15 protein-coding genes and 1 pseudogene are annotated in these 21,241 nt (G+C 73.2%); 4 read left to right on the top strand and 12 right to left on the bottom strand.

All coding sequences use genetic code 11. From position 1 onward, the window contains the following. Positions 1-73 precede the first annotated feature (73 nt). From PUR56_RS13060 to PUR56_RS13045, 4 genes are all read right to left on the bottom strand, one after another. Complete coding sequence (locus PUR56_RS13060; protein ID WP_329879750.1) at positions 74-700, bottom strand: pyridoxamine 5'-phosphate oxidase family protein; 627 nt, start codon at positions 698-700, stop codon at positions 74-76. Positions 701-1,208: 508 nt separating this feature from the next. Then, positions 1,209-4,904 carry a BTAD domain-containing putative transcriptional regulator gene (locus PUR56_RS13055; RefSeq protein ID WP_329949019.1) on the bottom strand — a complete coding sequence of 1,232 codons (3,696 nt, stop codon included), beginning with the start codon at positions 4,902-4,904 and terminating at the stop codon, positions 1,209-1,211. A 338-nt stretch (positions 4,905-5,242) separates the two neighbouring features. Further along, positions 5,243-5,632: an ATP-binding protein gene (locus tag PUR56_RS13050; protein ID WP_329879748.1), complete on the bottom strand. Its 390-nt coding sequence runs from the start codon at positions 5,630-5,632 to the stop codon at positions 5,243-5,245. 321 nt (positions 5,633-5,953) lie between these two features. Further along, complete coding sequence (locus PUR56_RS13045) at positions 5,954-6,124, bottom strand: hydrophobic protein (RefSeq protein WP_191293723.1); 171 nt, start codon at positions 6,122-6,124, stop codon at positions 5,954-5,956. Positions 6,125-6,256: 132 nt separating this feature from the next. Between PUR56_RS13045 and PUR56_RS13040 the strand changes: the two genes are divergently transcribed. Then, the gene (locus tag PUR56_RS13040) at positions 6,257-6,430 is read left to right on the top strand and encodes a CsbD family protein (protein ID WP_329949018.1); all 174 of its coding nucleotides are present in this window, start codon (positions 6,257-6,259) and stop codon (positions 6,428-6,430) included. 201 nt (positions 6,431-6,631) lie between these two features. Further along, positions 6,632-7,855: a phospholipase D-like domain-containing protein gene (locus PUR56_RS13035; RefSeq protein ID WP_329949017.1), complete on the top strand. Its 1,224-nt coding sequence runs from the start codon at positions 6,632-6,634 to the stop codon at positions 7,853-7,855. Between the two features lie 221 nt (positions 7,856-8,076). On the opposite strand, the gene PUR56_RS13030 is transcribed toward PUR56_RS13035, so the two are convergent. The 3 genes from PUR56_RS13030 to PUR56_RS13020 form a co-directional block, all read right to left on the bottom strand. Beyond that, on the bottom strand, positions 8,077-8,451 hold the full coding sequence (locus PUR56_RS13030; RefSeq protein WP_329875138.1) for a hypothetical protein: 375 nt from the start codon (positions 8,449-8,451) through the stop codon (positions 8,077-8,079). Then, complete coding sequence (locus PUR56_RS13025) at positions 8,448-8,966, bottom strand: DUF4240 domain-containing protein (protein ID WP_329949016.1); 519 nt, start codon at positions 8,964-8,966, stop codon at positions 8,448-8,450. Before PUR56_RS13025 ends, PUR56_RS13030 begins: the two co-directional genes overlap by 4 nt. Before the next feature lie 208 nt (positions 8,967-9,174). Then, positions 9,175-9,549, bottom strand: a complete 375-nt coding sequence (locus PUR56_RS13020) for a hypothetical protein (RefSeq protein WP_329875134.1) — start codon at positions 9,547-9,549, stop codon at positions 9,175-9,177. A 370-nt stretch (positions 9,550-9,919) separates the two neighbouring features. Here PUR56_RS13020 and PUR56_RS13015 point away from each other — a divergent pair, with 370 nt between their 5' ends. After that, positions 9,920-11,266, top strand: coding sequence for an MFS transporter (locus PUR56_RS13015; RefSeq protein ID WP_329949015.1), 1,347 nt, complete (start codon positions 9,920-9,922; stop codon positions 11,264-11,266). A 67-nt stretch (positions 11,267-11,333) separates the two neighbouring features. Here PUR56_RS13015 and PUR56_RS13010 read toward each other — a convergent pair whose 3' ends face one another. From PUR56_RS13010 to PUR56_RS12995, 4 genes are all read right to left on the bottom strand, one after another. Continuing rightward, complete coding sequence (locus tag PUR56_RS13010; RefSeq protein ID WP_329949014.1) at positions 11,334-13,409, bottom strand: PIG-L family deacetylase; 2,076 nt, start codon at positions 13,407-13,409, stop codon at positions 11,334-11,336. A gap of 213 nt (positions 13,410-13,622) precedes the next feature. Further along, on the bottom strand, positions 13,623-15,374 hold the full coding sequence (locus tag PUR56_RS13005) for a stealth family protein (RefSeq protein ID WP_329949013.1): 1,752 nt from the start codon (positions 15,372-15,374) through the stop codon (positions 13,623-13,625). Positions 15,375-16,301: 927 nt separating this feature from the next. Continuing rightward, the gene (locus PUR56_RS13000; RefSeq protein WP_329949012.1) at positions 16,302-16,964 is read right to left on the bottom strand and encodes a response regulator transcription factor; all 663 of its coding nucleotides are present in this window, start codon (positions 16,962-16,964) and stop codon (positions 16,302-16,304) included. Continuing rightward, positions 16,961-18,121: a sensor histidine kinase gene (locus PUR56_RS12995; RefSeq protein ID WP_329949011.1), complete on the bottom strand. Its 1,161-nt coding sequence runs from the start codon at positions 18,119-18,121 to the stop codon at positions 16,961-16,963. The genes PUR56_RS13000 and PUR56_RS12995 overlap by 4 nt, the downstream gene beginning before the upstream one ends. Before the next feature lie 515 nt (positions 18,122-18,636). On the opposite strand from PUR56_RS12995, the gene PUR56_RS12990 reads away from it, so the two are divergent. After that, entirely contained in the window at positions 18,637-20,127 is a 1,491-nt protein-coding gene (locus tag PUR56_RS12990; protein ID WP_329949010.1) for an alpha/beta hydrolase family protein, read from the top strand. A gap of 313 nt (positions 20,128-20,440) precedes the next feature. Here the strand turns inward: PUR56_RS12990 and PUR56_RS12985 are convergent. Continuing rightward, positions 20,441-21,241, bottom strand: a pseudogene (locus PUR56_RS12985) (hypothetical protein); the annotation flags it as partial.

Genomic DNA, 21,241 nt, shown 5'->3' with positions numbered 1-21,241 from the left:
AACCTCAGGTCGTGGGTCGGGCGGTGCGGGTCGGGCGGTGTGGGTCCGCGCCGGGCGGGACGGGTCTGTGCGGTCAGGCGCGGGCGGCGAGCTCCGCACGCAGGGCGGCGTTCTCCTGCTCCAGCCGCGCCAGGCGGTCGCGGACCGGGGCCAGGGCACCGGCGAGCTCGCGATCGCTGAAGCGGGGGGTGATGTGGTTGGGGCAGTTCCAGGCGGTGGCCTCGACCCGGATGGTGACCAGCTGCTCGACCGTGCCCTCGGTGCGCGGCGAGTCCAGGCGCTCGGCGAGCACGGGGTCCTCACCGGGCAGGACGGCGCTCGCACGGCCGAACAGCTTGAGGCGGGTCTGCCGGGCGTGGTCGATGAAGAAGAGCGCCACTCGGTCGTCGCCGCGCAGGTTGCCGGTGGTGATGTACTGCCGGTTGCCCCGGACGTCCAGGTAACCGAGCGTGAACGCGTCCAGGACGTGGACGAATCCGGGCGGGCCGCCCCGGAACTGGATGTACGGCCAGCCGGTCTCGCCCACGCTGGCGAACAGGAAGCCGTCGAGGCCACGGATGAAGTCGGCCTCGGACCCGGTGAGCGGCTCCGGCTGCTCGGCCGGGTCCCGCAGCCGGCGGTCGGCCGCCGTGGCGCTGCCCATCTGCTGCTGTACCCGGCGCACCGGGGCGGTGTACGCGAGGCGGTCGAAGCGGCTCATCCGACGCTCCCCGCGCGGGATTCGGTCCGGGGGCCGGTCGAGGTACCGGTCCGGGGGCCGGTCGAGGTACCGGTCCGGGGGCCGGTCGAGGTACCGGTCCGGGGGCCGGTCGAGGTACCGGCCGGGGCGGCGGTCCGGGAGCCGCGCCGGGCTGCGGGGCGGGGTGCTGGGGGCTGCGGCAAGGTGTCACCTCGTGGGTCGGCGGTCGGGGCAGGTCGGCCGGGCGCTCGGGGGCGGAAATCGTCCGACGGCGCGGGAACGGCCCTGCGGTGCGACCACCGTACGGAGCCCGCCTGGTCAGGCACCTGCATCCCGGCCAGAGGACCGCGGCCCTGCGGACCGCCCGGAACAGAACGGCCGCACCCCCGCCGACCTGTGGTTCTGCCGGACGGCAGCGGTCAGGACCGGCCCCACCGGCAGAACTACGGGAACTGCCGCAACCGGTCCTCCTGCCGCCGGGCCACCGACAACAGCCGCCCCACGCCCGGCGGACCCGTCCTGCCTGTACTCAGCGGATCCGGGCCGCGCCCGTCGCCCGGGAGAGCCTCAGCGCCTCGCGCCAGTGCCCGACCGCGCCGCCCGGCTCGCCGAGCACCGACCGCGCCCGGCCGAGCACCAGCCGGGCGCGCGCCTCGCCCGGGCGGTGCCCGGTCGCACGGTGCAGGGCGAGCGCCTCGTGGCCGTGCTCCAGGGCGGTCCGCGGCTCGCCGAGCCGCACCCGTAAGCACGCCAGGACGGTGAGCGCGCTGCCCTGGAGCATCCGGAACCCGCAGGCACGGCCGAGCGCGACGGCGCGTTCCGCAGTCTCCAGGGCGGCCTCCGGTTCCAGGTACGCCTGGGCCGTGGCGAGCCCGACGAGGGCGGCGGTCTGCCGGAAGCCGTCGTTCGCGGCCCGGGCGAGGCGGAGCGACTCCCGGTAGCTGCCGGCCGCGTCGGCGAAGTCGTGGGCGCGCTCCTGCACGCAGGCCAGTGCGAGGAGGGCGTCGGCCTCCGGCGCCCGGTCCGCCAGGGCCTGGGCGGCGGCGAGCGCGGTGTGGGCCAGCAGCCGTCCGGTGGAGTGGTCGCCCAGGTCGGTGTAGGCGCCCGCGAGGCAGCTCAGCGCCGCGCTCTCACCGTGCCTGTGACCGTGCTTCAGGTGGACCGGAAGGGTCTCGCCGAGCACCCGGACCGCCTCGCCCGGACGCCCCAGTGCGCGGTGGACGACGGCCAGGGCCGTCCGGGCGACCGCCTCCTCGCCGACCGATCCGGACGCCCGGAGCAGCCGGGCGGCGTGCGCGAAGTGCCCGGCGGCCTCGTCGAGCCGGCCGAGCTTCCAGCAGACCTGCCCGAGATCGGCGAGCTCTTCGGCGACCCCGGGTCCGCTGTCGCGCCCGCCGAGCGCACGGGCCTGCACGAGGTGCTCGTACGCCGCCAGGACGGCGCCGTTGTCGTGGTGGGCGGCGCCGATGCGGCGCAGGGCGAGCGCCTCGCCGTCGAGCCAACCGGACTGCCGGGCGAGTTCCAGTGCCCGGCCGACCAGTTCCATCGCCCGCTCGTTGTCGGCGAGCACCCCGTGGCACTCGGCGCGCCGCAGCTGGGCGGCGGCCTGGGCCCGGACCTCACCGTCGGCGACGGCGGCGAACAGGCTGGCGGTGGCGACCTTGAGGCAGTCGCCCGTGTACATCCCCGCCGAGAGGTAGCCGTGGAGGCTCTCGGCCAACCGCCAGGCGACGGCGGTGAATCCCGCGCCGGACGCCTCCAGGACGGCGCCGGCCAGGTTCTCCCGCTCGCTGTCCAGCCAGTGCGCGGCCTGACCGTGGTCCGAGATGGCCGGGGCGGCGACGGGTCCGGACGCGGGGACCGGGGCGAGGGCGGGCACAGACGGGGTGACCGGGGTCGGCGGCGCCGCCGGGAAGGCCGTGGGGGCGGACGGGCCCGCGGCCGGCTCGGCGGGGTAGAGCAGCCGGGCCGCGGCGTCGGTGTGGTCGAGGTACCAGTCGAACAGCCGCTGGCGGGCCGTGTGTGCCTCCTCCTTGCCGACCAGCTCGCGGGCGTAGGAGCGCAGCAGGTCGTGCAGCCCGAAACGGCCGGCCGCCCGTTCCTGCACCAGGTGGGCGTCGGCCAGGGCGACCAGCAGTCCGGCCGATTCGGCCGGGGCGGCGTCCGCCAGCGCGGCGGCGCCGTCCACGGTGAGGTCCGGTCCCGGCATGAGGCTGAGCAGCCGGAACATCCGCCGGACCGGCGCCGGGAGGGCGCTGTAGGAGAGGTCGAAGGCGGCTCGTACGGCCGAGCTCCGGTCGCCTTCGACGTGGAGCCGGCTGAGCATGTCGTCGCCCGCCAACTCGGCGTACTGGTCGGCGATCGTGGCGTTGCGGGCCACCAGGTTGGCGCCCGCGATCCGGATGGCCAGCGGCAGGCCGCCGCACACCCGCACCAGCTCGCGGGCGGCCTCCTCCTCGGCCGCGACGTTGCAGTCGCCGATGGTGCCGCCGAGCAGCCGACGGCCCTCATCGGGGTCGAGCACGTCCAGGGCGAGCCGGCGGGCACCGTCGCTCGCGACCAGCCCGGCGAGCCGGCTGCGGCTGGTGATCACCACCGCGCTGCCCTGGGCACCCGGGATCAGCGGCCTGACCTGCTCGGCGTCGCGCGCGTCGTCCAGCAGGACCAGCATCCGCCGGTCGGCGAGCAGGGTGCGGTACAGCGCCGCGGCCTCGTCCTCGTCCGGGGGCAGCCGGTGCGGCGGGGTACCGAGGGCCCGGAGGAACTGTGCGAGGACGTCGCCCGGCCGCAGCGTCGGGAGCCGGGAGCGTCCGCGCAGGTCCACGTAGAGCTGGCCGTCCGGGAAGTGCTCGCGCCGGGTGTGCGCCCAGTGGATGGCGAGGGCGGACTTGCCGACGCCGGGCGCGCCGACCACGGCCACCATCTGGGGACGGCGGGCCGGGTCGGGGTCGACGAGGGCGTCCAGGTCCAGGATCTGCCGCTGCCGCCCGATGTGGGGCCCGGTTCTGGCGGGCAGTTGGGCGGGTGCGGGGTGCGGGACCGGCGGTGTCCGGAGGCCGGCCACGACGGCGTCCCCGGGTACCCCGAGCTGCCCGGGGAGCTCGACACCCTCGACACCCTCGGGGCGCTCGGGGCGGGGAGGGGGGCCAGGGAGCCCGGGGTGCCGGTGGTCGGGCGGCAGTTGGCGGCGCAGCACCCGCAGATGGGCGTCACGGACCTCCGCGCCGGGCCCGACCCCCAATTCCTCGTCCAACCGGGCCCGCAGGCGGTCGAACACCCGGAGCGCGGCGGCCTGCTCCCCGCTGCCGGCCAGGGCGAGGATCAGCCGGGCGTGCAGGCCCTCGTGCAACGGCTCGGCGTGCACCAGATCCCCCAGCACCGGGACGGCCTCCCCCGCGCGCCCCAGCAACATCGCGGTGTCCGCGTGCGACAGCGCCGCCGCCACCCGCCGTTCATTGGCCGCGACCGCGGCCGGGTGCTGGCGCAGCACCAGGTCCGCGTCCGCGAGGACCGGGCCGCGCCAGCACCGCAGCGCCTGTGCCAGCAGCTCGTACCCGGTCTCCCGCTCCGGCCCGCGGTGGACGCGCTGCGCCCGGTCGACCAGCTCGTCGAACGCGCCGAGGTCGATCCGGCTCCGGGAGTCCTCCAGCCGGTAGCCGGTCGGCGTGCGGACGACGGCGGGCCGCGGTACGGCGCGGTGGCCGTCCGGTTCCAGGAGGTGGCGCACCTGGCTGACGTAGGTGTGCACCAGGCTCTGCCGGGACCCGGGCGGCCCGGACGGCCAGAGCGTGTCGGTGATCTCCTGCTGGGTGGCCGGCTCGGGGTGTTTGAGGGCGAGCAGTCCGAGCAGCCGGCGCAGCATCGGGCTGGTGACCGGGACGGTGACCCGGCCGCGCCGGAGGTCGAGCGGGCCGAGGATCAGCAGGCGCGGCCGGAGGGCTCCGCGCGGCGCGGCGTCGCCGGCGGCGGCAGACAGCCCGTCCAGCTCGCGGTCGGTCAGCCCCAGCACCTCCGCCAACCGCTGGAGGGTACGCGCCTGCGGCCGCTGGACCCGGCCGTGTTCGATGTCGCGCAGTGCCCGCGTACTGATCCCGGCCCTCGAAGCGGCGTCCTCCTGGCTGAGCCCGGCGCGTCTGCGGAACGAGCGGAGCCTCGGACCGTACGGACCCGGCTCGCCCGACGGACCGTCCAGGGCCGGCCCGGTGGCCGTCACCCTCTCCGACATGACATCCCCTCACCCGCCGGCCACACACCACCGTCCCCCGGACGGCGGCAGGCGAAGGACGCGCGCGGCCGCTACCGCGGGAGACCTCGGCCATGATCAGTCTGGACCAGACCATTGCCCCGGACAAGGGACGTCCGCCACGATCCCGCCGGGATCACGGGTTCGGACGGCGCTCGGTGAACACCAACAGGTTCTGGATGCGCCCGTGCTGCCCGCCGCCCGTTCCGGGGGCCTGCGGAATCGCCGCCAGGCGGCGGGGCGACATCGCGCGTCGTCACCGGCGCAGCGGCCCCGGGCCGTCACGGAGGGCCCGGGTCCGTCACGGAGGCCCGGGGCCGTCAACGGGTGAGCAGGGCGCTGACGGTCTTGCCACCGGCGTCCCGGTGGGTGACGGCGGTGGTTCGGGCGAGGCGGTTGACCATGGGCCAGCCGAATCCGCCGGTGCCGTCGTCGAGGTCGGGGGTGCGCATGCGCGGGGCCTGCGGGCTGTGATCGTGCACGGCCACTTCGACGCTGTCCGTGTAGGCGGTCAGTTCCAGGGTGAACGTGCCGCCGCCGTGGCGCAGGGCGTTGGTGACGAGCTCCGAGACAACGAGGACCACGCTCTCCGCAGCCCCGGGAGCGGGCACCGGCACAAGGCTCCCGAGGAATCTGCGCGCGCGCTCGCGCGCACCGGCGACGGACGAGGCGGAGTGGAGGGCTTGGACCTCGACGCACATCAGGTCCATCAGGTCACCTCTTCCTGGGGCGACAGCCCCGCTCCGGCCTACCCGGCCCTTGTTCCCCGGTATCGCAGCACCAACCCTTCCACGGCGATCATTCGGACCGAACCCGTCTCTCCCCGGGCTGCGGGCCGCCGAGCGGTGGGGTCGGGACGGCGGGACGGGTCGTGGAGGTCGCGCTGGTTCAGGGCCCAGCGAGTGCCCCGCCCCGCCCCGCCGTCCGGTCGTCCGGCCGGCGACGCAGGGGTCACATCCGAGGGAGGGGGTGGGACCCGACGCTCGCGCGTCGGGTCCCACCCCCTCCCTGGATGCGGATGTTCCTACCGGTCACCAGCGGTACCAGCGGTGACGGCGGCCGGAGGAGTGCGTGCCGCGGGCGACGAACCCGACCAGCCAGAGCACCAGGACGACGACGGCCACCCACCAGAGGATCTTCACCGCGAACCCCGCCCCGAACAGGAGCAGAGCCAGCAGCAGGACGAGGAGAAGCGGAACCATGAGTCGACCTCCGTAGTCAGTGTCGGAGGACCGGCTGCCCCGCCGAACAGCTCATATTCCTGGGAATCTTTCCGCCCGACGAGGGCAGACGACCCCACGTCAGCACCGAACCACCACGTCGAGGAGATCACGATGAGCACCGGCGACAAGATCGAGAACACCGGCGAGAAGGCCAAGGGCGCGATCAAGGAAGGCGTCGGCAAGCTGACCGGCAACAAGCGCCTGGAGAACGAGGGCAGGACCGACCAGGCCAAGAGCGACGCCAAGCAGGCCGGCGAGCACCTCAAGGACGCCTTCAAGCACTGAACGTCCCACGAGACACATCGTGGTGGCGGGCCCCGACCAGACCCAAGGCCGGGGCCCGCCACCACGTCCGCGGTCCGGACGGGGCTCCGGGCCGGGTCGCCGGGTACAGTCGCCTAGCCGTTCAGCCCCGCCGTTCGGCCCGCGCCGAACCGGGCGCGGCTACCGCCGACCGTTTCCTTCTCGTCCGGGCCAGAGGATGTCATGATCAGTACACAGGAACCGCCCGAACCGGATTCGAGGGTTCTCGGAGCCCCGGGCCTGCCGTCCGCCGAGGAGCCTACGGCGCGGATACGCCGGCGCCTGGAGCGCCTGATCGGGATCGCGGCGACCGAGGGCAACGCACTGACGCCGTTGCGCAACGGGGACGAGATCTTCGCCGCCATGCTGGCCGGGATCCGCCGTGCCCGGCACACGGTGGACATGATGACGTTCGTGTACTGGAAGGGCGACATCGCCCGTGACTTCGCCCAGGCGCTCGCCGAGCGGGCCCGGGCCGGCGTGCGGGTGCGGCTGCTGCTGGACGGCTTCGGCAGCCGGCTGATCGAGGCGGATCAGCTCGGCGCGATGGAGCGGGCCGGCGTACAGGTGGCCTGGTTCCGCAAGCCGCTGTACCTATCGCCGCTCAAGCAGAACCACCGCTGCCACCGCAAGGTCCTCGTCGTCGACGAGGAGAGCGCGTTCACCGGCGGGGTGGGAATCGCCGAGGAGTGGTGCGGCAACGCGCGCAACGAGCACGAGTGGCGCGACACGCACGTGGAGGTCCGCGGGCCTGCCGTGGACGGTCTCGCTGCGGCGTTCGCACAGAACTGGGCGGAGTGCCACGACGAGCTCTTCGACGAGCGCGACCGGTTCATCGACCACCGCCCGCAGGGCGACGCGATCGTGCAGGTCGTACGCGGCTCGGCCAGCTTCGGCTGGCAGGACATGCAGACCCTGATGCGGGTCATGCTGGAATCCGCCGAGGAACGCTTCCGGCTCTGCACCGCGTACTTCTCCCCCGACACCTACTTCATCGAGCTGCTCTGCGCCACTGCCCGCCGCGGAGTGGAGGTGGAGATCCTGCTGCCGGGACCGTTCACCGACAAGCGGGTCTGCCAGCTGGCCGGCCAGCACCACTACGAGGCCCTGACCGCCTGCGGCGTGAAGATCTACCAGTACCAGCCGACGATGATGCACGCCAAGGTCATCACCGTCGACCGCGTGGCCTCGCTGATCGGGTCGACCAACTTCAACCGCCGCTCCCTCGACCACGACGAGGAGGTCATGCTCGCCGTCCTCGACGCGCGGTTCACCGCGCTCCTCGACCAGCACTTCGAGGAGGACGTCGCGCTGAGCGAGCCGATCAGCGCCGGCCGGTGGAAGAGGCGGCCCGTCCTGCAGCGGGCCCGCGAACTGGCCGTCCAACCCATCCGCCGGTTCCTCTGACCCCCGCGCACGCCCGGCCCGGTCCCGTTCCAGCCGTCCGTTCCAACCGCCCGTTCCACGGCACTTCGGACGGCGCCGGTGTCCGCCGGACCTCGTCCGGGGTGCATCTCCGCTGCCTCGGGGCCGGGACGTCCGGGACGCCGTCGCGGCCGGCGACCGACCGGGTCGGCCTGTCCAACTACCCGAGGGGGCAGGGTGGTTCCCCGTCGGACAGGGCGTCGCTACCCCCGGGCCACCCGGTTCGGGCCGGGCCAACTGCCGAGGGACGCGCGCAGCGAGCAGTGGTGACACTGCAGAACCGCGACCGACTCCCGGGAACGGATCACTGCGAGGGCCTTCGCGCACCAGCCCGCCGACAGGGCGGACGCGGCGAGAGCGGCAGCCGCGGCGTTCGGGTTTCCCCGGAGAAGGAGTTCGACGCCCATGACCGCGAGGACCACCGCGGCCAGGAACCGGACAACACCCCTGCCCCGGGCGACCGGCCTGCGGTTCTCCCGGAACACGCTGACGTCCGCCGCCTCCTCACAACGCGGGCAGGTCGTTCCGTGCATGCCGGCAGAGCCGGCCGGAGTGGCGCCGGCGCCCGTTGCTGTCATGCGAACACCATAGGCCAGCCGGCTTCGTTCGAGCAGGTCTCGTAGTCGTGGAAGGTCACGTGCCCGCACTGCTCGCCGGTGGCCTGCTCGTACGCCTCCTCGTGGATGCAGAGGACGGCCTCGGCGTGCAGGTCGGTGAAGGGGGCGAAACGCTCGGGGTGGCCGAGGACGCTCTCGTAGGTGCGGCGGCCGGCGGCGACGACGGCGGCACGCGAGTAGAGGAAGCCGTCGTCGGACTGGGGGAAGGGGGAACCGCCCGGCTCGGTCATGCCGAGGACCGGGAGGGTGCCGAACTCCGCGCGGTCGAGGGTGAAGAGCGCCTCCGCGATGCGCTCGCCGAAGCCGAGGATCTGCTCGACCGGCTCCTCGGCAAGGACGGCGGCGAGGTCCTCGCAGGCGTCGTCCAGGTCGGCGCAGTTCACGCGGCCGCCCTCGGCCACCCCGAGCCGTTCGACGAGCTGCCAGAAGCGGTCCCAGGACATGGCGGGCCGGTACTGCTCGGAGACGGGGTTCACGGGGCGCGCTTCGCTCTCGGTCGGGCTGTCGGGCTGTCGGGGTGTTCCGGCACAGATCCTGCCACGTCGGTCCGACAGGCCGGGGCACGGTGACCGGAGCCCGGCCTCGACGCCCCGGCGTTCCTCGGCCGCACGACGTCCTCGAACTCGCCCGGACCGGCCGAGGAGACGAGCTCACCTGCTACCGGACCGAACACCGGGAAGAACATCACTCACAGATTCGAGTGTGTGCCGGTCCCGAGTCGTAGCGGTCGAGGAATTCGTGCGCCGGAAGGTCGAGTGCATGCAGCACGGAGAACACTTCCGTACCTGCGCCCACCTCCTCGTCGCCGTCGCAGATCCGGTAGACCTGCACCATGTCGAGGACTTCGAAGCCGCCCTCCCCTGCGTACTCGGCCGATTCCCGCTCGGCCAGTTCGACCGCCTCGTCGAGCGACCGCGCCCGGAACAGCACGACACGTTCCTCGTAGGGCCGGTTCTCCGAAGTCGGCCATCGATAGAAGGTTCTGGCGCCGTACCAGGCCTTCGGCTCATACGTCATTGCCGGGCCGCCGCATCCCTTCTCACACCAGACCACGATCACCGCAGAGGAAGATCTGCTTTCGCATCGGACCCTAGACCAATCGAGACGCCGTGTCGCCGGGAATCTCCGTCGGTCCGGCCCCGCCTCCGACGGAGGCCACCGCACTTCACGTGTGCGCGATCACGAGGAGGACTCTCCGCCTTCCGCACCGACGGGTTCGCGGCTCCGGCCCCCCGTGGACCGCGGACGTACGCGACCTCGCAGCCCGTGCGGCTGCGACGGAGCGGGACCACTCCACCGGCCTGCCACCTAGGTTGCGGATTCAAACCCACTACCGCTAGCGTTCCGCCCCGTGGACATAGTTGGAATATCAAACCCAGTAGGCGCACCGACCGACCGGGACCGGCCCCACCGCCGAGCCGCGTTCCTGGTGGTCGCCGCCGCGGTCTTCGTCTCGAACCTCGACCTGTTCATCGTCAACGTCGCCGTCCCGGCGATGCAGCAGCACTTCCACGGCAGCAGCCTGGCCACCCTGTCCTGGGTGCTGAACGGCTACGCCATCGTCTTCGCCGCGCTGCTGGTCCCCGCCGGACGGCTGGCGGACCGCATCGGCCACCGGACGGTGTTCCTCGCCGGACTGACCGTCTTCACCATCGCCTCCGCGCTCTGCGCGCTCGCCCCGTCCGTCGGTTGGCTCGACGCCGCCCGGGTGGTCCAGGCGGCGGGCGCGGCCGCGCTGATGCCGACCTCACTGGCGCTGCTGCTGGATGCCACTCCCCCGGCCGAACGCCCCGGCGCCGTCCGGGCCTGGGCCTCGATCGGCGGGATCGCCGCCGGACTCGGACCGGTCCTCGGCGGACTGCTGGTCGAGACCGACTGGCGCTGGATATTCCTCGCCAACGTCCCGGTCGGCATCGCCGCCGTCGCCGCAGGGGCCCGCGTACTGCCCGGGCTGCGCGGCAAGGAGGACGGACCACTGCCTGACCTGTTCGGCGCCGGACTGCTCACCGCCGCCATCGCCACCCTCGCCGTGGCCCTGGTCAAGGGCGACGAGTGGGGCTGGGGCTCACCCCGAGTCCTGGGCAGCCTGCTCGCAGCCGCCCTGCTGACCGGCTGGTTCCTGCGCCGCTCGGCGCACCACCACGCCCCCATCATCGAACTGCCCCTGCTGCGCGTGCCCAGCTTCGCCGCCGCCAACACCGCAGCGCTGCTGTTCACCCTCGCCTTCGCCGGCATGCTGCTCACCTCGGTCCTGTGGTGCCAGCAGGTCTGGGCGTACTCGGCGCTGCGCACCGGCCTCGCCATCGCCCCCGGACCGCTGCTGGTACCGCCGGTCGCGCTGGGCAGCGCCGCGCTGGTACGCAGGCTCGGCCCCGGACGGCTGGCCGCGCTCGGCACCCTGCTCTTCGCCGCAGGCATCGGCTGGTGGACCGCCACCATCGGAGTCCGGCCCGGCTACACCACCGAACTGCTGCCCGGACTGCTGCTCACCGGCCTGGGCGTGGGGCTGACCCTGCCCACCCTCGTCGGCTCCGCCGCGGCGGCGCTGCCGCCCACCCGCTTCGCCACCGGCTCGGCGATCACCACGATGGCCCGGCAGATCGGCGCGGTGGTGGGCGTAGCGCTGACGGTCAGCCTGATCGGCACCCCCGACGGGCCACAGGCCGCGCTGGACGGCTTCCGACGCGGCTGGGCGGCCGTGATCGTGGCAGCACTGCTCGCCTGCACGGCCGCCCTGGTACTCGCCGCCGCCCAACGCCGGGCCGCAGAGAAATAGCCGCGCCCCCCGGGCGGTACAGCTTTCTCCCGCCCGGGGTCGACCGGCTGGGACGACCGTAGGGAGATCAGGGATCTCCGACGCTGCTCCACGCGCCGAACGAGCCGTCCGTCCGCTGCCGGTTGTGGTGGAGACGGCCGTCCGGGCCGAGCACCACCAGGTCCGTGAGGCCGTCGCGGTCGATGCCCGCGGCCGGCACGCCGATGACGAAGCCGCCGAGGTCGGTCCAGTCACCGAACCGGCCGTCGGTGCCCTGGCGGTTGACGCTGAGCCCGCCGTTCCTGTTGCGCACGGCCACCACCGTTCGCCGCTCGGTCGTGGCGCCCGGGGACACGACGGCCGGTTCACCGGTGCCGCCGTGATCGGGTCCGTTGCCGACCGGCCCGGCCCCGGGCGTCCACCGACCGTCCGGGGCGGCCTGGACGAGGCTCATCGTGTAGGAGTACGCGTTCCGCCCGGGCACCGGGTCGGTACCCGAGACCTGCCGGTAGTACAGCGCCAGTCGACCTCCGGACGTCGTGGCCGCGCTGATGCCGCCGACCGGGGCGATGTCGGGGAAGTCGCGGTCGAGGACCAGGGCACCGTCGGGCTCGGGCTGGGACCAGTGCAGCACCCTCGGGCGCGAGGCGGCTTTCACGGTGACGGCGAACACCTCGATCCGACCGTCGTGGGTGGTCACGGCCGTGGGTGCGCCCTGCACTCCGGTCCCCCCGAGCTCGGCCCAGTTGCTCCATGCCCCGTTCGGTGCGGTCTGTCCCTTGGTGCTGATGCCGCCGCTCCGGTTGCGGACGAACATCTGCAGCCGTCCGTCGCCGTCGGCGGTCACGACGGGCACGCTCACCTGGAGGGCGCGATTGGCGAGCTTGGAGGTCTGCGGGCCCGCGACGACGTCGGGGCTGCCGTGGCTGTGCCAGACCCACCCGCCGGCGGGACCCTGCACACAGGAGACGATCTCGCCGGTGTCCGAGCGCTGGCCGAACACCTCCAGCCCGCCGTCCTGGCGGCGGGCCACCGTCACACCGGCCGCCAGCGGCCCCCCGGGGCCGCCGTCCACGACCGGGCCCTGCCACGTCTTGTCCGCGTCCTCGGCCCACTCGTGGAGCGAGCCGCTCTCCACCGCGAAGGCGTGCAGCGCGCCCGTGCGGTCGGCGGCCACCGCCTGGGTGGAGCGCGGGTAGCGCAGGTACTGTCTGGATTGCCAACTCGCGTACGGGCTCACGGCGAAGGCCGCCCCGGTGGGGATGTTGGCGTCCCGCTCGGTGTAGGTACGGAAGGTGGCCTGCTTGGTGGCGGTCTCCGTGAAAGGGAGGACGGCCGGGGAGGACCAGGTGTTGTAGTCGCGGTAGTGCTCGACCACCACCCCCCTGCGTCCGGTCGCCGTGTAGGCCGCGACGGCCGCGTCCGCGAACCACGCGGCGGAGATGTGGTCCGGGTGGTCGTGCTCCGCGTGGTGGTTCCAGAGCGTCGGATCCGGCGCCGGATCCTGCACCCGCACCAGCGTGGGGTCCTGGTCGACCAGCACGGCCCGCAGGACGTCGATGAGCCGCGCACCGTTGTAGGCCTGCGGCCACAGGGTGGCGGGCCCGTCCATGTCCAGCGTCGTCGTCTCGGCGGGCTCGGCGCTGTCCCGACTCTCCCACAACCGGCGCAGGGCGTTCCCGCCCAGGTAGGCCGAATCCGCGTACTCGGGGAGGCTGAGGAAGACGAGCTGCAACGACCGGTCGGCCCGCAGGGTGAAGCGCTCGGCGACCGGACCGCCCGGCACGGGCCGGTAGTCCTCCCGGTCCCAGCAGGCCGCCCCCGGATCGTCGGCGCAGCCGCCGGCCCCGGTTCCGGCCGCCTCGCCCGCCATACGAGCGTAGGCGAGCCGGATGCCGTCCTGCCGGTGGGCGGCATACGCCGCCCCGGCCCCGGCGGCGCCGCCGGTGATGTAGACGGTGGTCACCTCGAAGCCGGCCCGGATGCTGCTGGACAGGTCCGGATTCATGAAGAGCAGGTCGTCGTCCTGATGCGCGACGATCTGGACGACCGTCGCCGGCCGACCGTCGGGGCGCGCGGTCGGCGACCCTGACGCGCCGTCCGGTGCGGAGGACGGTGCGGGCGGGACAGTCCACGTCTGCGACACCGCGACGACCAGGGCCACCGCAGCCGTCGTTACCCGCCCCACCCTGTACCCCGTTCCCCGCAAACGCCGGATGCGTCCGCCCTCGGGGCGTTGACCGGGGGAATTATCGCATTGTCGTCAGGCGCGAAAGCCGCCGGCCGCCGGTACCGGGTCGGCGCGGGTCCGCCCCCCCATCCGGAATGCCGGGCCGCCTCGGCGTCCGGTGGTCTCCCCGCCGGGGCGAGTACGAGGTCACACGGATGCTGGTGCGGTTCGGTGTGCGGGCTGCCCCGATCTGTCTGTTGCGGGGGCCGGTTCGGACACCTCGAAAGGCGAGGGAACGGGGAAGTAGTCCTGGAGGAAGCCCGTGACGGCCGCGTCCTGTTCCTGCGGCGACAGAAGGTCCCGGGTGCCGTCCGCGAGGCAGAAGTAGTCCGCCCAGCGTTCCTCCTGCAACTGTGCGAGCCCGGCGAGGTCCTCGGTGCTGTCGGTGACGAAGTAGCCGTCGTAGAGGTGTCCTTCCACGGTGCGGGCGGTCGCATGGGCGTAGTGGACCGCCAGGGTGACCGGGGCGAGGTCGGTGGCCGCCCGGAACGCCGAGCGGACGGTGTCGTGCAGCTCGGCCGCGAACCGCTCCGCGCTCTCTGCCAGCACACTGCGCAGCAGCGGGTGCGGGGCGTGCTTGAGGGTGCGCGGGTAGGTCTTGCCCACGGCGGTGGCCAGGGTCGTCCGGGTGTTCTTCTGGGCGGCGGCGTAGACGGAGTCGTCCGGTGCGGCTTCGCCGGGCGGGATGATCCGGTTGTCCGGGAAGTACCTCGGCATGCCGTTGCCGAGGAAGAAGTCCTCAGGGACCAGGGCGCGGCCGAGGAAGACGTCGTCGTTGATGTAGAGGAAGTGCTCGGCGAGCTCGGGGAGGAGGTGCAGCCGGGTTTCGATGGCGTGGGAGTTGAACACCCCGTCGGCGCCGGTGCCGGAGAACAGTTCGCGGTGCGACACGACGGTCAGGCCCGGTCGGCCGGTGTCCAGCCAGTGCGGGACCTGGTCGTCGGTGACCAGGAAGATGCGGCGGATCCACGGCGCGTGGGAGGCGAGCGCGCGCAGGCAGTACCTGAGTTCGTCGCGGTTGCGGAAGCGCTGGTCGGCGTCGCCCGCGATGCCGCTGGCGGCCACGCCGTCCTCCGGCGCGATGGGCGCGGCGGTGTGGGCCAGTCGGGCTCGTGCGGCGGCCCGGCGTTCCTGCCAGGCGGGGTCGGAGTCGTCCACCCAGGTGATCACGGCGTCGACCGGGAAGTCGACCTGGTCGGGCAGGGCGGTGGCGAAGACGTCGAGCAGTGGATAGGTCCGGCCGGCCACCGTGGCGGTGGCGGTGGCCGCGAGGGAGGGCACCCACCAGCCGAACGGGGTCTCGCCGATCGAGGCGATCGCGCCCGGCGAGGGGGCTGCGGAGTCCCAGAACTCGACGTCGCAGCCGATCTCGGGACCGTACAGCAGGGAGCCGACGGCGGCGGGCCGGTAGACCCGTACGCCCTTCACCCGGTCCGGGGGCGACTGCTCATCGGCATCCGTGTCCGCGTCCTGTCGGCCGTCCTCGTCGGCACCGGCGGAGGATGCGGTGTGGGCGGAGCCGTCCCGGGTGTCCGCAGTTGCCCGGGGCGGGGCCGGAGGCACCTCGAACGCGGTGAGGGCGCCGGGCAGTTGCTCGGCCAGGACGGTGCCCAGCGTACGGCCGTGTTCCAGCAGGTCGGCGTAGACCGCCTGGCCGGCGAACGCCGCGGCCAGGGCGCGAACCGCCGCCGCCCGGTCACCCGGCGCGATCGCCAGTCGGTGGCGCAGACGCCGGCCGGGCACCAGACCGTACGCGACGCCGGCCTCCTCCAGCGCATCGGCCACCTCGGCCAGGTTGCCGTTGCGGCGGGCGTCGGGCAACAGGTCCCTGTGCGACTCGACGACGTGGTCCCGGTACCGGGTGACGCCGGCGAGCGAGCCGAGCAAACTCCTCCTCACGCTCACGCCGTGCCCACACCATCAGATCCGGTGCCGTCAGCACGGCCGGTTCCCGGGGTTCTGCGGCTTCGGCGGCCTCCTCGTCCGGAATCTGCGATTCCTCCCGCTGCACGGCCTCGCCCACGGCGCCCTCCACCTGCCGCGGATCCACTGCTCCGGACTCGAACTGTGCGGTGGCGAGCGGGCAGGGAGGAGCAATGGTCAGCAGCGCGCGAACCGCCGAGGAGATGGATATTTGACGGATCGACATGCAAACTCTTTTCCCGGGAATCCCGCTGTCAGCTGCGGGATCAAAAAGGGATGCAGCATCAGGAATTCCTTCCTGCTCTGCATCGCAATGAGAGTGTCGGGAGTGGTTCGCACATGCCACACGACCATGAAGACAGCTCCTCCCCGGACTTTCTGGGCACGGGTGAAGCCGACGTGAAGGGATCGTACACGCCTGCACATCGATTACCTAGTCGAGTTGGCAAGGATCTGACAACCACTCGGCGCCGCTTCCGGCAGTGCAGGTGAATGCGATTAGTATGTCCGATATGGATTTGCTTTTCAGAGTTCATGATTGAGTGTCCAACTCGCAGCCATCGTGGGTAATCATGCGGATTGGGCCGTGGATCACCCCTTTGGGCGTTGTCGCCCCGCAGGGGGTAGGGGCCGCCGCAGGGCGGGGCGCGGCAGGCCGGGCGGCGCCGACGGCCGGGACACCGGACGCGGACGGCCACGCCGCTCGGCGCCGATCATCCCCGGCAGGACCCCGACAGACTCCGGCAGGCGCGGCAGACCCCGTCCGGACGACCTTGATCACGATCCGCAGCCGCCGTTCGGTGCACCGCACTTCAGGGCCCCCCGGTCACCACGGGCCGACACCACGGGCCGAAGACGCCGCCGTCGGGGCTGCGGTGCCGAGGTCACGCCGAGTGAACCGTGTCACGCCGGGTGGATGAGGCGGCTCTCGTAGGCGAAGACCACGGCCTGTATCCGGTCGCGGAGTTCGAGCTTGTGCAGGATGCGCCCCAGATGGGACTTCACGGTCGCCTCCGCGAGGTGGAGGGTGGCCGCGATCTCGGTGTTGGACAGGCCGCGGCCCACCTGGACGAGCACCTCGCGTTCACGGGCACTCAGCCGGTCCAGCCGCTCGTCGCACTCGGTGCTGCCGCCGTCGGGCAGGTGTGGGCGGAGGCTCTCCAGCAGGCGTCGGGTGATCCGCGGGGAGACCACCGCGTCGCCTGCGGCGATGCTGCGTATCGCGGTGAGGAACTCCTCGGGCCTGGTGTTCTTCAGCAGGAAGCCCGAGGCTCCCGCGTTGAGTCCGGCGAAGGCGTACTCGTCCAGGTCGAAGGTGGTGAGGATCAGCACCCTGGTCTGCGGGGAGACCTCGATGACCTGCCGGGTCGCCTCGATCCCGTCGGTCCCGGGCATCCGGACGTCCATGAGGACGACGTCGGGGCGCAGTTCCCGGGCGAGGCGGACGGCCTGGAGGCCGTCCGCGGCCTCGCCGACCGGTGCCATGTCGGGCTGGGCCTCCAGGACCGTGCCGAAGGCCATCCGGAGCAGCGCCTCGTCGTCGGCGATCAGGATGCGGATCGTCATGCGGACGCCGCTCCGCCGCTGTCGAGGAGGAGACGGGTGTGGACTCCCCAGCCGCCGCCCGGGAGCGGTCCGGCCCGCAGCCTCCCCCCGTAGGCGGTCGCACGCTCGCGCATGCCGGGGATGCCGTGGCCGGAGGGTGTCGCGGCGCGGGGCGGCCGGCCGGGACCGCTGTCCGTGACGTCCACGGTGACGGTCTCGGCCGAGCACTGTATCCGGACCGTCGCGTGGGTGCCGGTGGGGGTGTGCTTGAGGGCGTTGGTCAAGGCTTCCTGTACCAGGCGGTAGACGGCGAGTTGGGCGGTGGCGGGGATGTGGGTGTGGCCGCCCCGGACTTCGAGGCGGGTCGGCAGCCCGGCTGTGCACATCTGGTCCGCGAGGGTCTCCAGTTGGGCGATGCCCGGCAGCGGGTGGCGCTCCGCGTCCGGTTCGTCGGTCCGCAGGAGGCCCAGCGAGCGCCGCATGTCGGTCAGGGCCTGGCGGCCCGTCTCGGAGACCTGGAGCATCGCGGTGGTGGTCTTGTCGGGTGCCCGGTGCTGCGCGTAGACGGCGGCGTCGGTGAGCGCGACCATGACGGACAGGTTGTGGGTGACGATGTCGTGCATCTCCCGGGTGATGCGGGTCCGTTCCTCGGCCACGGCCAGCCGGGCCTGCTGTTCCTGTTCCTGCTCCAGGCGTGCGGCCCGCTCCTCCAGAGCCGCGAGGAAGGCGCGCGAGGTCCGCACGTTCACCCCGAGGACGGCGGCGGCGACGGCCATCGCGGTGAGCGCGACGAAGGGGGTGAGGAACGCGCCTTCCGAGGCCCAGCGCAGGCAGGCCAGGAGGGCGCCTGCCTCCACGACGGCAGCGGCGACAAGCGTGCCGCGCCGGCCCGTGTGCGCGGCCGCCGTGTAGAGGGCCACCAGCAGGGCGATGTCGGCGGGCAGTTGGACGTCCACCAGCAGTTGGACGAAGGCTGCCGCCGTCACGGCGCCGAACACGGTGAGCGGGGCCCGGCGTCGCCACACCAGGGGCAGCGCGAGGGCGGCGGTGAGGGCCAGGTCGGTCGGCAGTTCCTGCGGCGCACGGGTGGTGACGACGTTGAGGAGGAGGAGCGTCGGCAGCAGCGCGTCCCATGCCGTGGGCGGCAGCCGGGAGCCCCGGCGCCTGGCTGCCGTCACCGGTCGCTCCGCTCGTGCGGAGGTCGGGCCGGTGTCCCCGGGGGGCCGGGAGCCTGCCCGCGCCCGTCGCACCGGCACCCGGTCCCGCACCCGTACACGGTCCCGCACCTGGTCCCGGTCACGGGTGTGGTCCCGGTCCCGGTGGCGTACCCGGTGGGCCTTGCCGGGTTCCGCAGCCACCTCGGTCATCACACGTCCCTGTCGATTCGGCATCAAGGGCGGCCCCGGCCGGGGCCGCCGGCGCGCACCACCGGATCGGGGCGGGTCACGGGGAACGTGCGCCTCGCGCTGCCCGGCACGTACCGCAGCCCTGCCACCGTAGGCCGCCGGCCCCACGGAGCACATGAGTCCACCGTCGGAGGGAGCCGTGGCGACGTACGACCCCAGGAGGAGTCCCGTTACCTCCCGGGGTCGCAAAGCGGCCACCCGTCCGGCGTGCTCGACTGCTGCTCCGGTGGCACGCGGACCCGCCGCGGATTGCGACCCCGGTCGCACACGGCGGCGACCCGGGAGCGATGTGGCGACGCATGCCCGGCGCCGAGTATGGCCGGGTGAACGAGATCATCCCGGGGCTGAACATGTCCCTTCCGGAAGTCCTTGCCGTACTGAGTGCCGTCGTCCTGGTGGTGGCGCGCTGGATACCCCCCGCCGCCCGCCCACGCGTCACGATCGCGGCGGGCGCGCTCCTCCTGCTGTCCGCGACGGTCGTGAGTGCGGCGGGGATCCGCTGGCAGGTAGTGCCGGTCCTGGCGGGCGCCGCCCTCGCGCTGCCCTTCGCCGTCTCCCCCCTGCTACGACGCCGAACCGCCAGGCCAGCGTGGCGGGCCCGCTGGTGGCTGGCGTTGCCGGGATCGGCGGTCTGCATCGGTCTGATCTCCTGCGGCCCGGTGGCCGCCTGGGCCTTCCCCGTACCCGTGTTCCCCGAACCGTCCGGCGACTTCGCGGTCGGCACCCGCGTGGTGCAGTGGACCGACCCGCGCCGCCCCGAGACCTTCACCGCCGATCCGGACGACCTGCGCACCGTCGTGGTCCAGCTCTGGTACCCCGCCCGGAAGAGCCCCGCAGGGACGCAGCGCGCCCAGTACCTCGGACGCACGGAACAGGAGGCGCGCACCGTCTCCGACGCCCTCGCCCACGGGGTCGGCCTACCGGGCTTCCTGATCGACGGCGTTCCGCGCGCCCGCACCCATGCGGTCGTCGACGCCCCCGTCGAGGGTACGGGGGGACGGTTCCCCGTCGTGCTGTTCTCTCCCGGGTCGGGCGGCGTACGCACCCAGAACACCGCCTGGGCGGAGGAACTGGCCAGCCACGGCTATGTGGTCGCCGCCCTCGACCACCCGTACGACTCCTCCGCCGTCGTCCTCGCCGACGGCCGGACGATCACCACCGAGATCTCCTCCAGCGGCGACCGGGACAAGGACGAGGAGCTGGCCGCCGGCTGGACGGCGGTCCGGACCGCCGACCTCGGCTTCGTCCTCACCCGGTTGGAGGGTCTGGACCGGGGTGAGACCGCCGACCCGCTGAACGGACGTCTGGACACCGGCCGGGCCGCGGTGACCGGCCACTCCATGGGTGGCGCCGCCGCCCTGCAGGCGGCCCGGAACGATCGCCGGTTCGACGCCGTCGTCGATCTCGACGGCTACCCCCACGGCCCCACCTCCCCCTCGCTCACCCAGCCGGCGCTCGCACTCACCCAGGCCGTCACCCCCGGAACCGACTCGCGCTACCTCCCCCGCCTCACCGAGGCCCTCGGGTCCGCCACCGCGACGAGCTACCGGCTCACCGTCCCCGGCGCCGCGCACCTCACGTTCATGGACGGCCCCCTGTACCTGCCGCCCGTGCCCGCGATCGTCGGCTCCCTGGGCCGCACCGAGAGCCCGCGCATCGTCGCCGCAGCCACCCTCGCCTTCCTCGACACCGTCCTGAAGGAGAAGCCCGGCGACCTGGCGGGCGTCCTGCCGGCCTACGGCGACCTCACCGTCCACCGCCCCGTCCAGCGGCCCTGATCAGCCGTCGCCGGACACGTACGGCCTCCGGGCGAGAACGGAACGGGCCCGCGGCAACACGCCGGGCCCGTTCCCGTTCGTTCGTTCCCCCCGTTCCCGCCAGACCCCTTGGTCACCCTCGGGAATCACGACGAGCGCGCCGGGCAGAGCGGCACCACCCGGGTCGGGGGACACAGGTACCCCTGGTGGCACCGCGTACCGGCCCGGCTCCTGGGAACGGAGCCGGGCCGACGGTTCGGAGCGGGGCGGTTCGGGGCGGGCCGGCCCGGGGGCGCGGCGGTTCGGGGCGCTTGAGGTCGGGGCGGTCCGGGGGTCAGGACACGAGCTTGATGACCGCCTCGGCCGCGGCCTTGCCCGCCGCGGACACGATCGCCTTCACGAGGTCGCCGAGGGCTCCCGTGACGCCGGCCGCGAGGGTGTCCGTCGCATCCAGGTCGGCCTTGAAGGTGCCGTTGAGGATGCCGTCCCACTTCTCGGTGATCTGCGGGTTGTTGCCCACGAACGTGAAGTCGTCGTTGCGGTCCGGCGTGCCGAAGGGGAGGCCGGCGACGGTTCCCTCGGTGTGGCCGGAGTGCTGGAAGGTGAACACGGTCCCGTCCGGCGTCATCACGGCGGCGCTGATCGTGTAGTCGATGTTGTCGAAGCCGCTGTCGTGCGCGTGCGTGCTGAACGAGAAGAAGCCGTCCTGGCGCATCACGACGTGCGCCGAACCTCCGATCGCGATGTCGGTGGTGACGTCCTGGTCGAAGTTCCTGCTCGACGTGTCGTACCAGAAGTGGTCCCGGACGGAGGCGTCGCCACCGACGAACCAGAGCTCCATGCTCCCGGGGATCCGGGAGACGGCCGCGATGCCGCTGGTGACGGAGGCACTTCCGGGCGGGGCCAGCTCGAACCCCTGCCAGGCACTTCCCTCGTACCAGAACCGGTCCTGCACCGAGCCGTTGGGCCCGACGAACCAGACCTCCATACTGCCGGGAATCCGCGAGACCGCAGCGACACCGGTGTGGGTGGAGGCGCTACCGGCGGGAGCCAGCTCGAACCCCTGCCACGTGCCGCCCTCGTACCAGAACCGGTCCTGCACCGAACCGTTCCCGCCGACGAAGAAGACCTCCAT

The organism is Streptomyces sp. BE303, from assembly GCF_036290945.1.
GTDB lineage: Bacteria > Actinomycetota > Actinomycetes > Streptomycetales > Streptomycetaceae > Kitasatospora.
The sequence above is the reverse complement of the archived record's forward strand: the minus strand, read 5'-3'. Positions and strand labels throughout refer to the sequence as shown.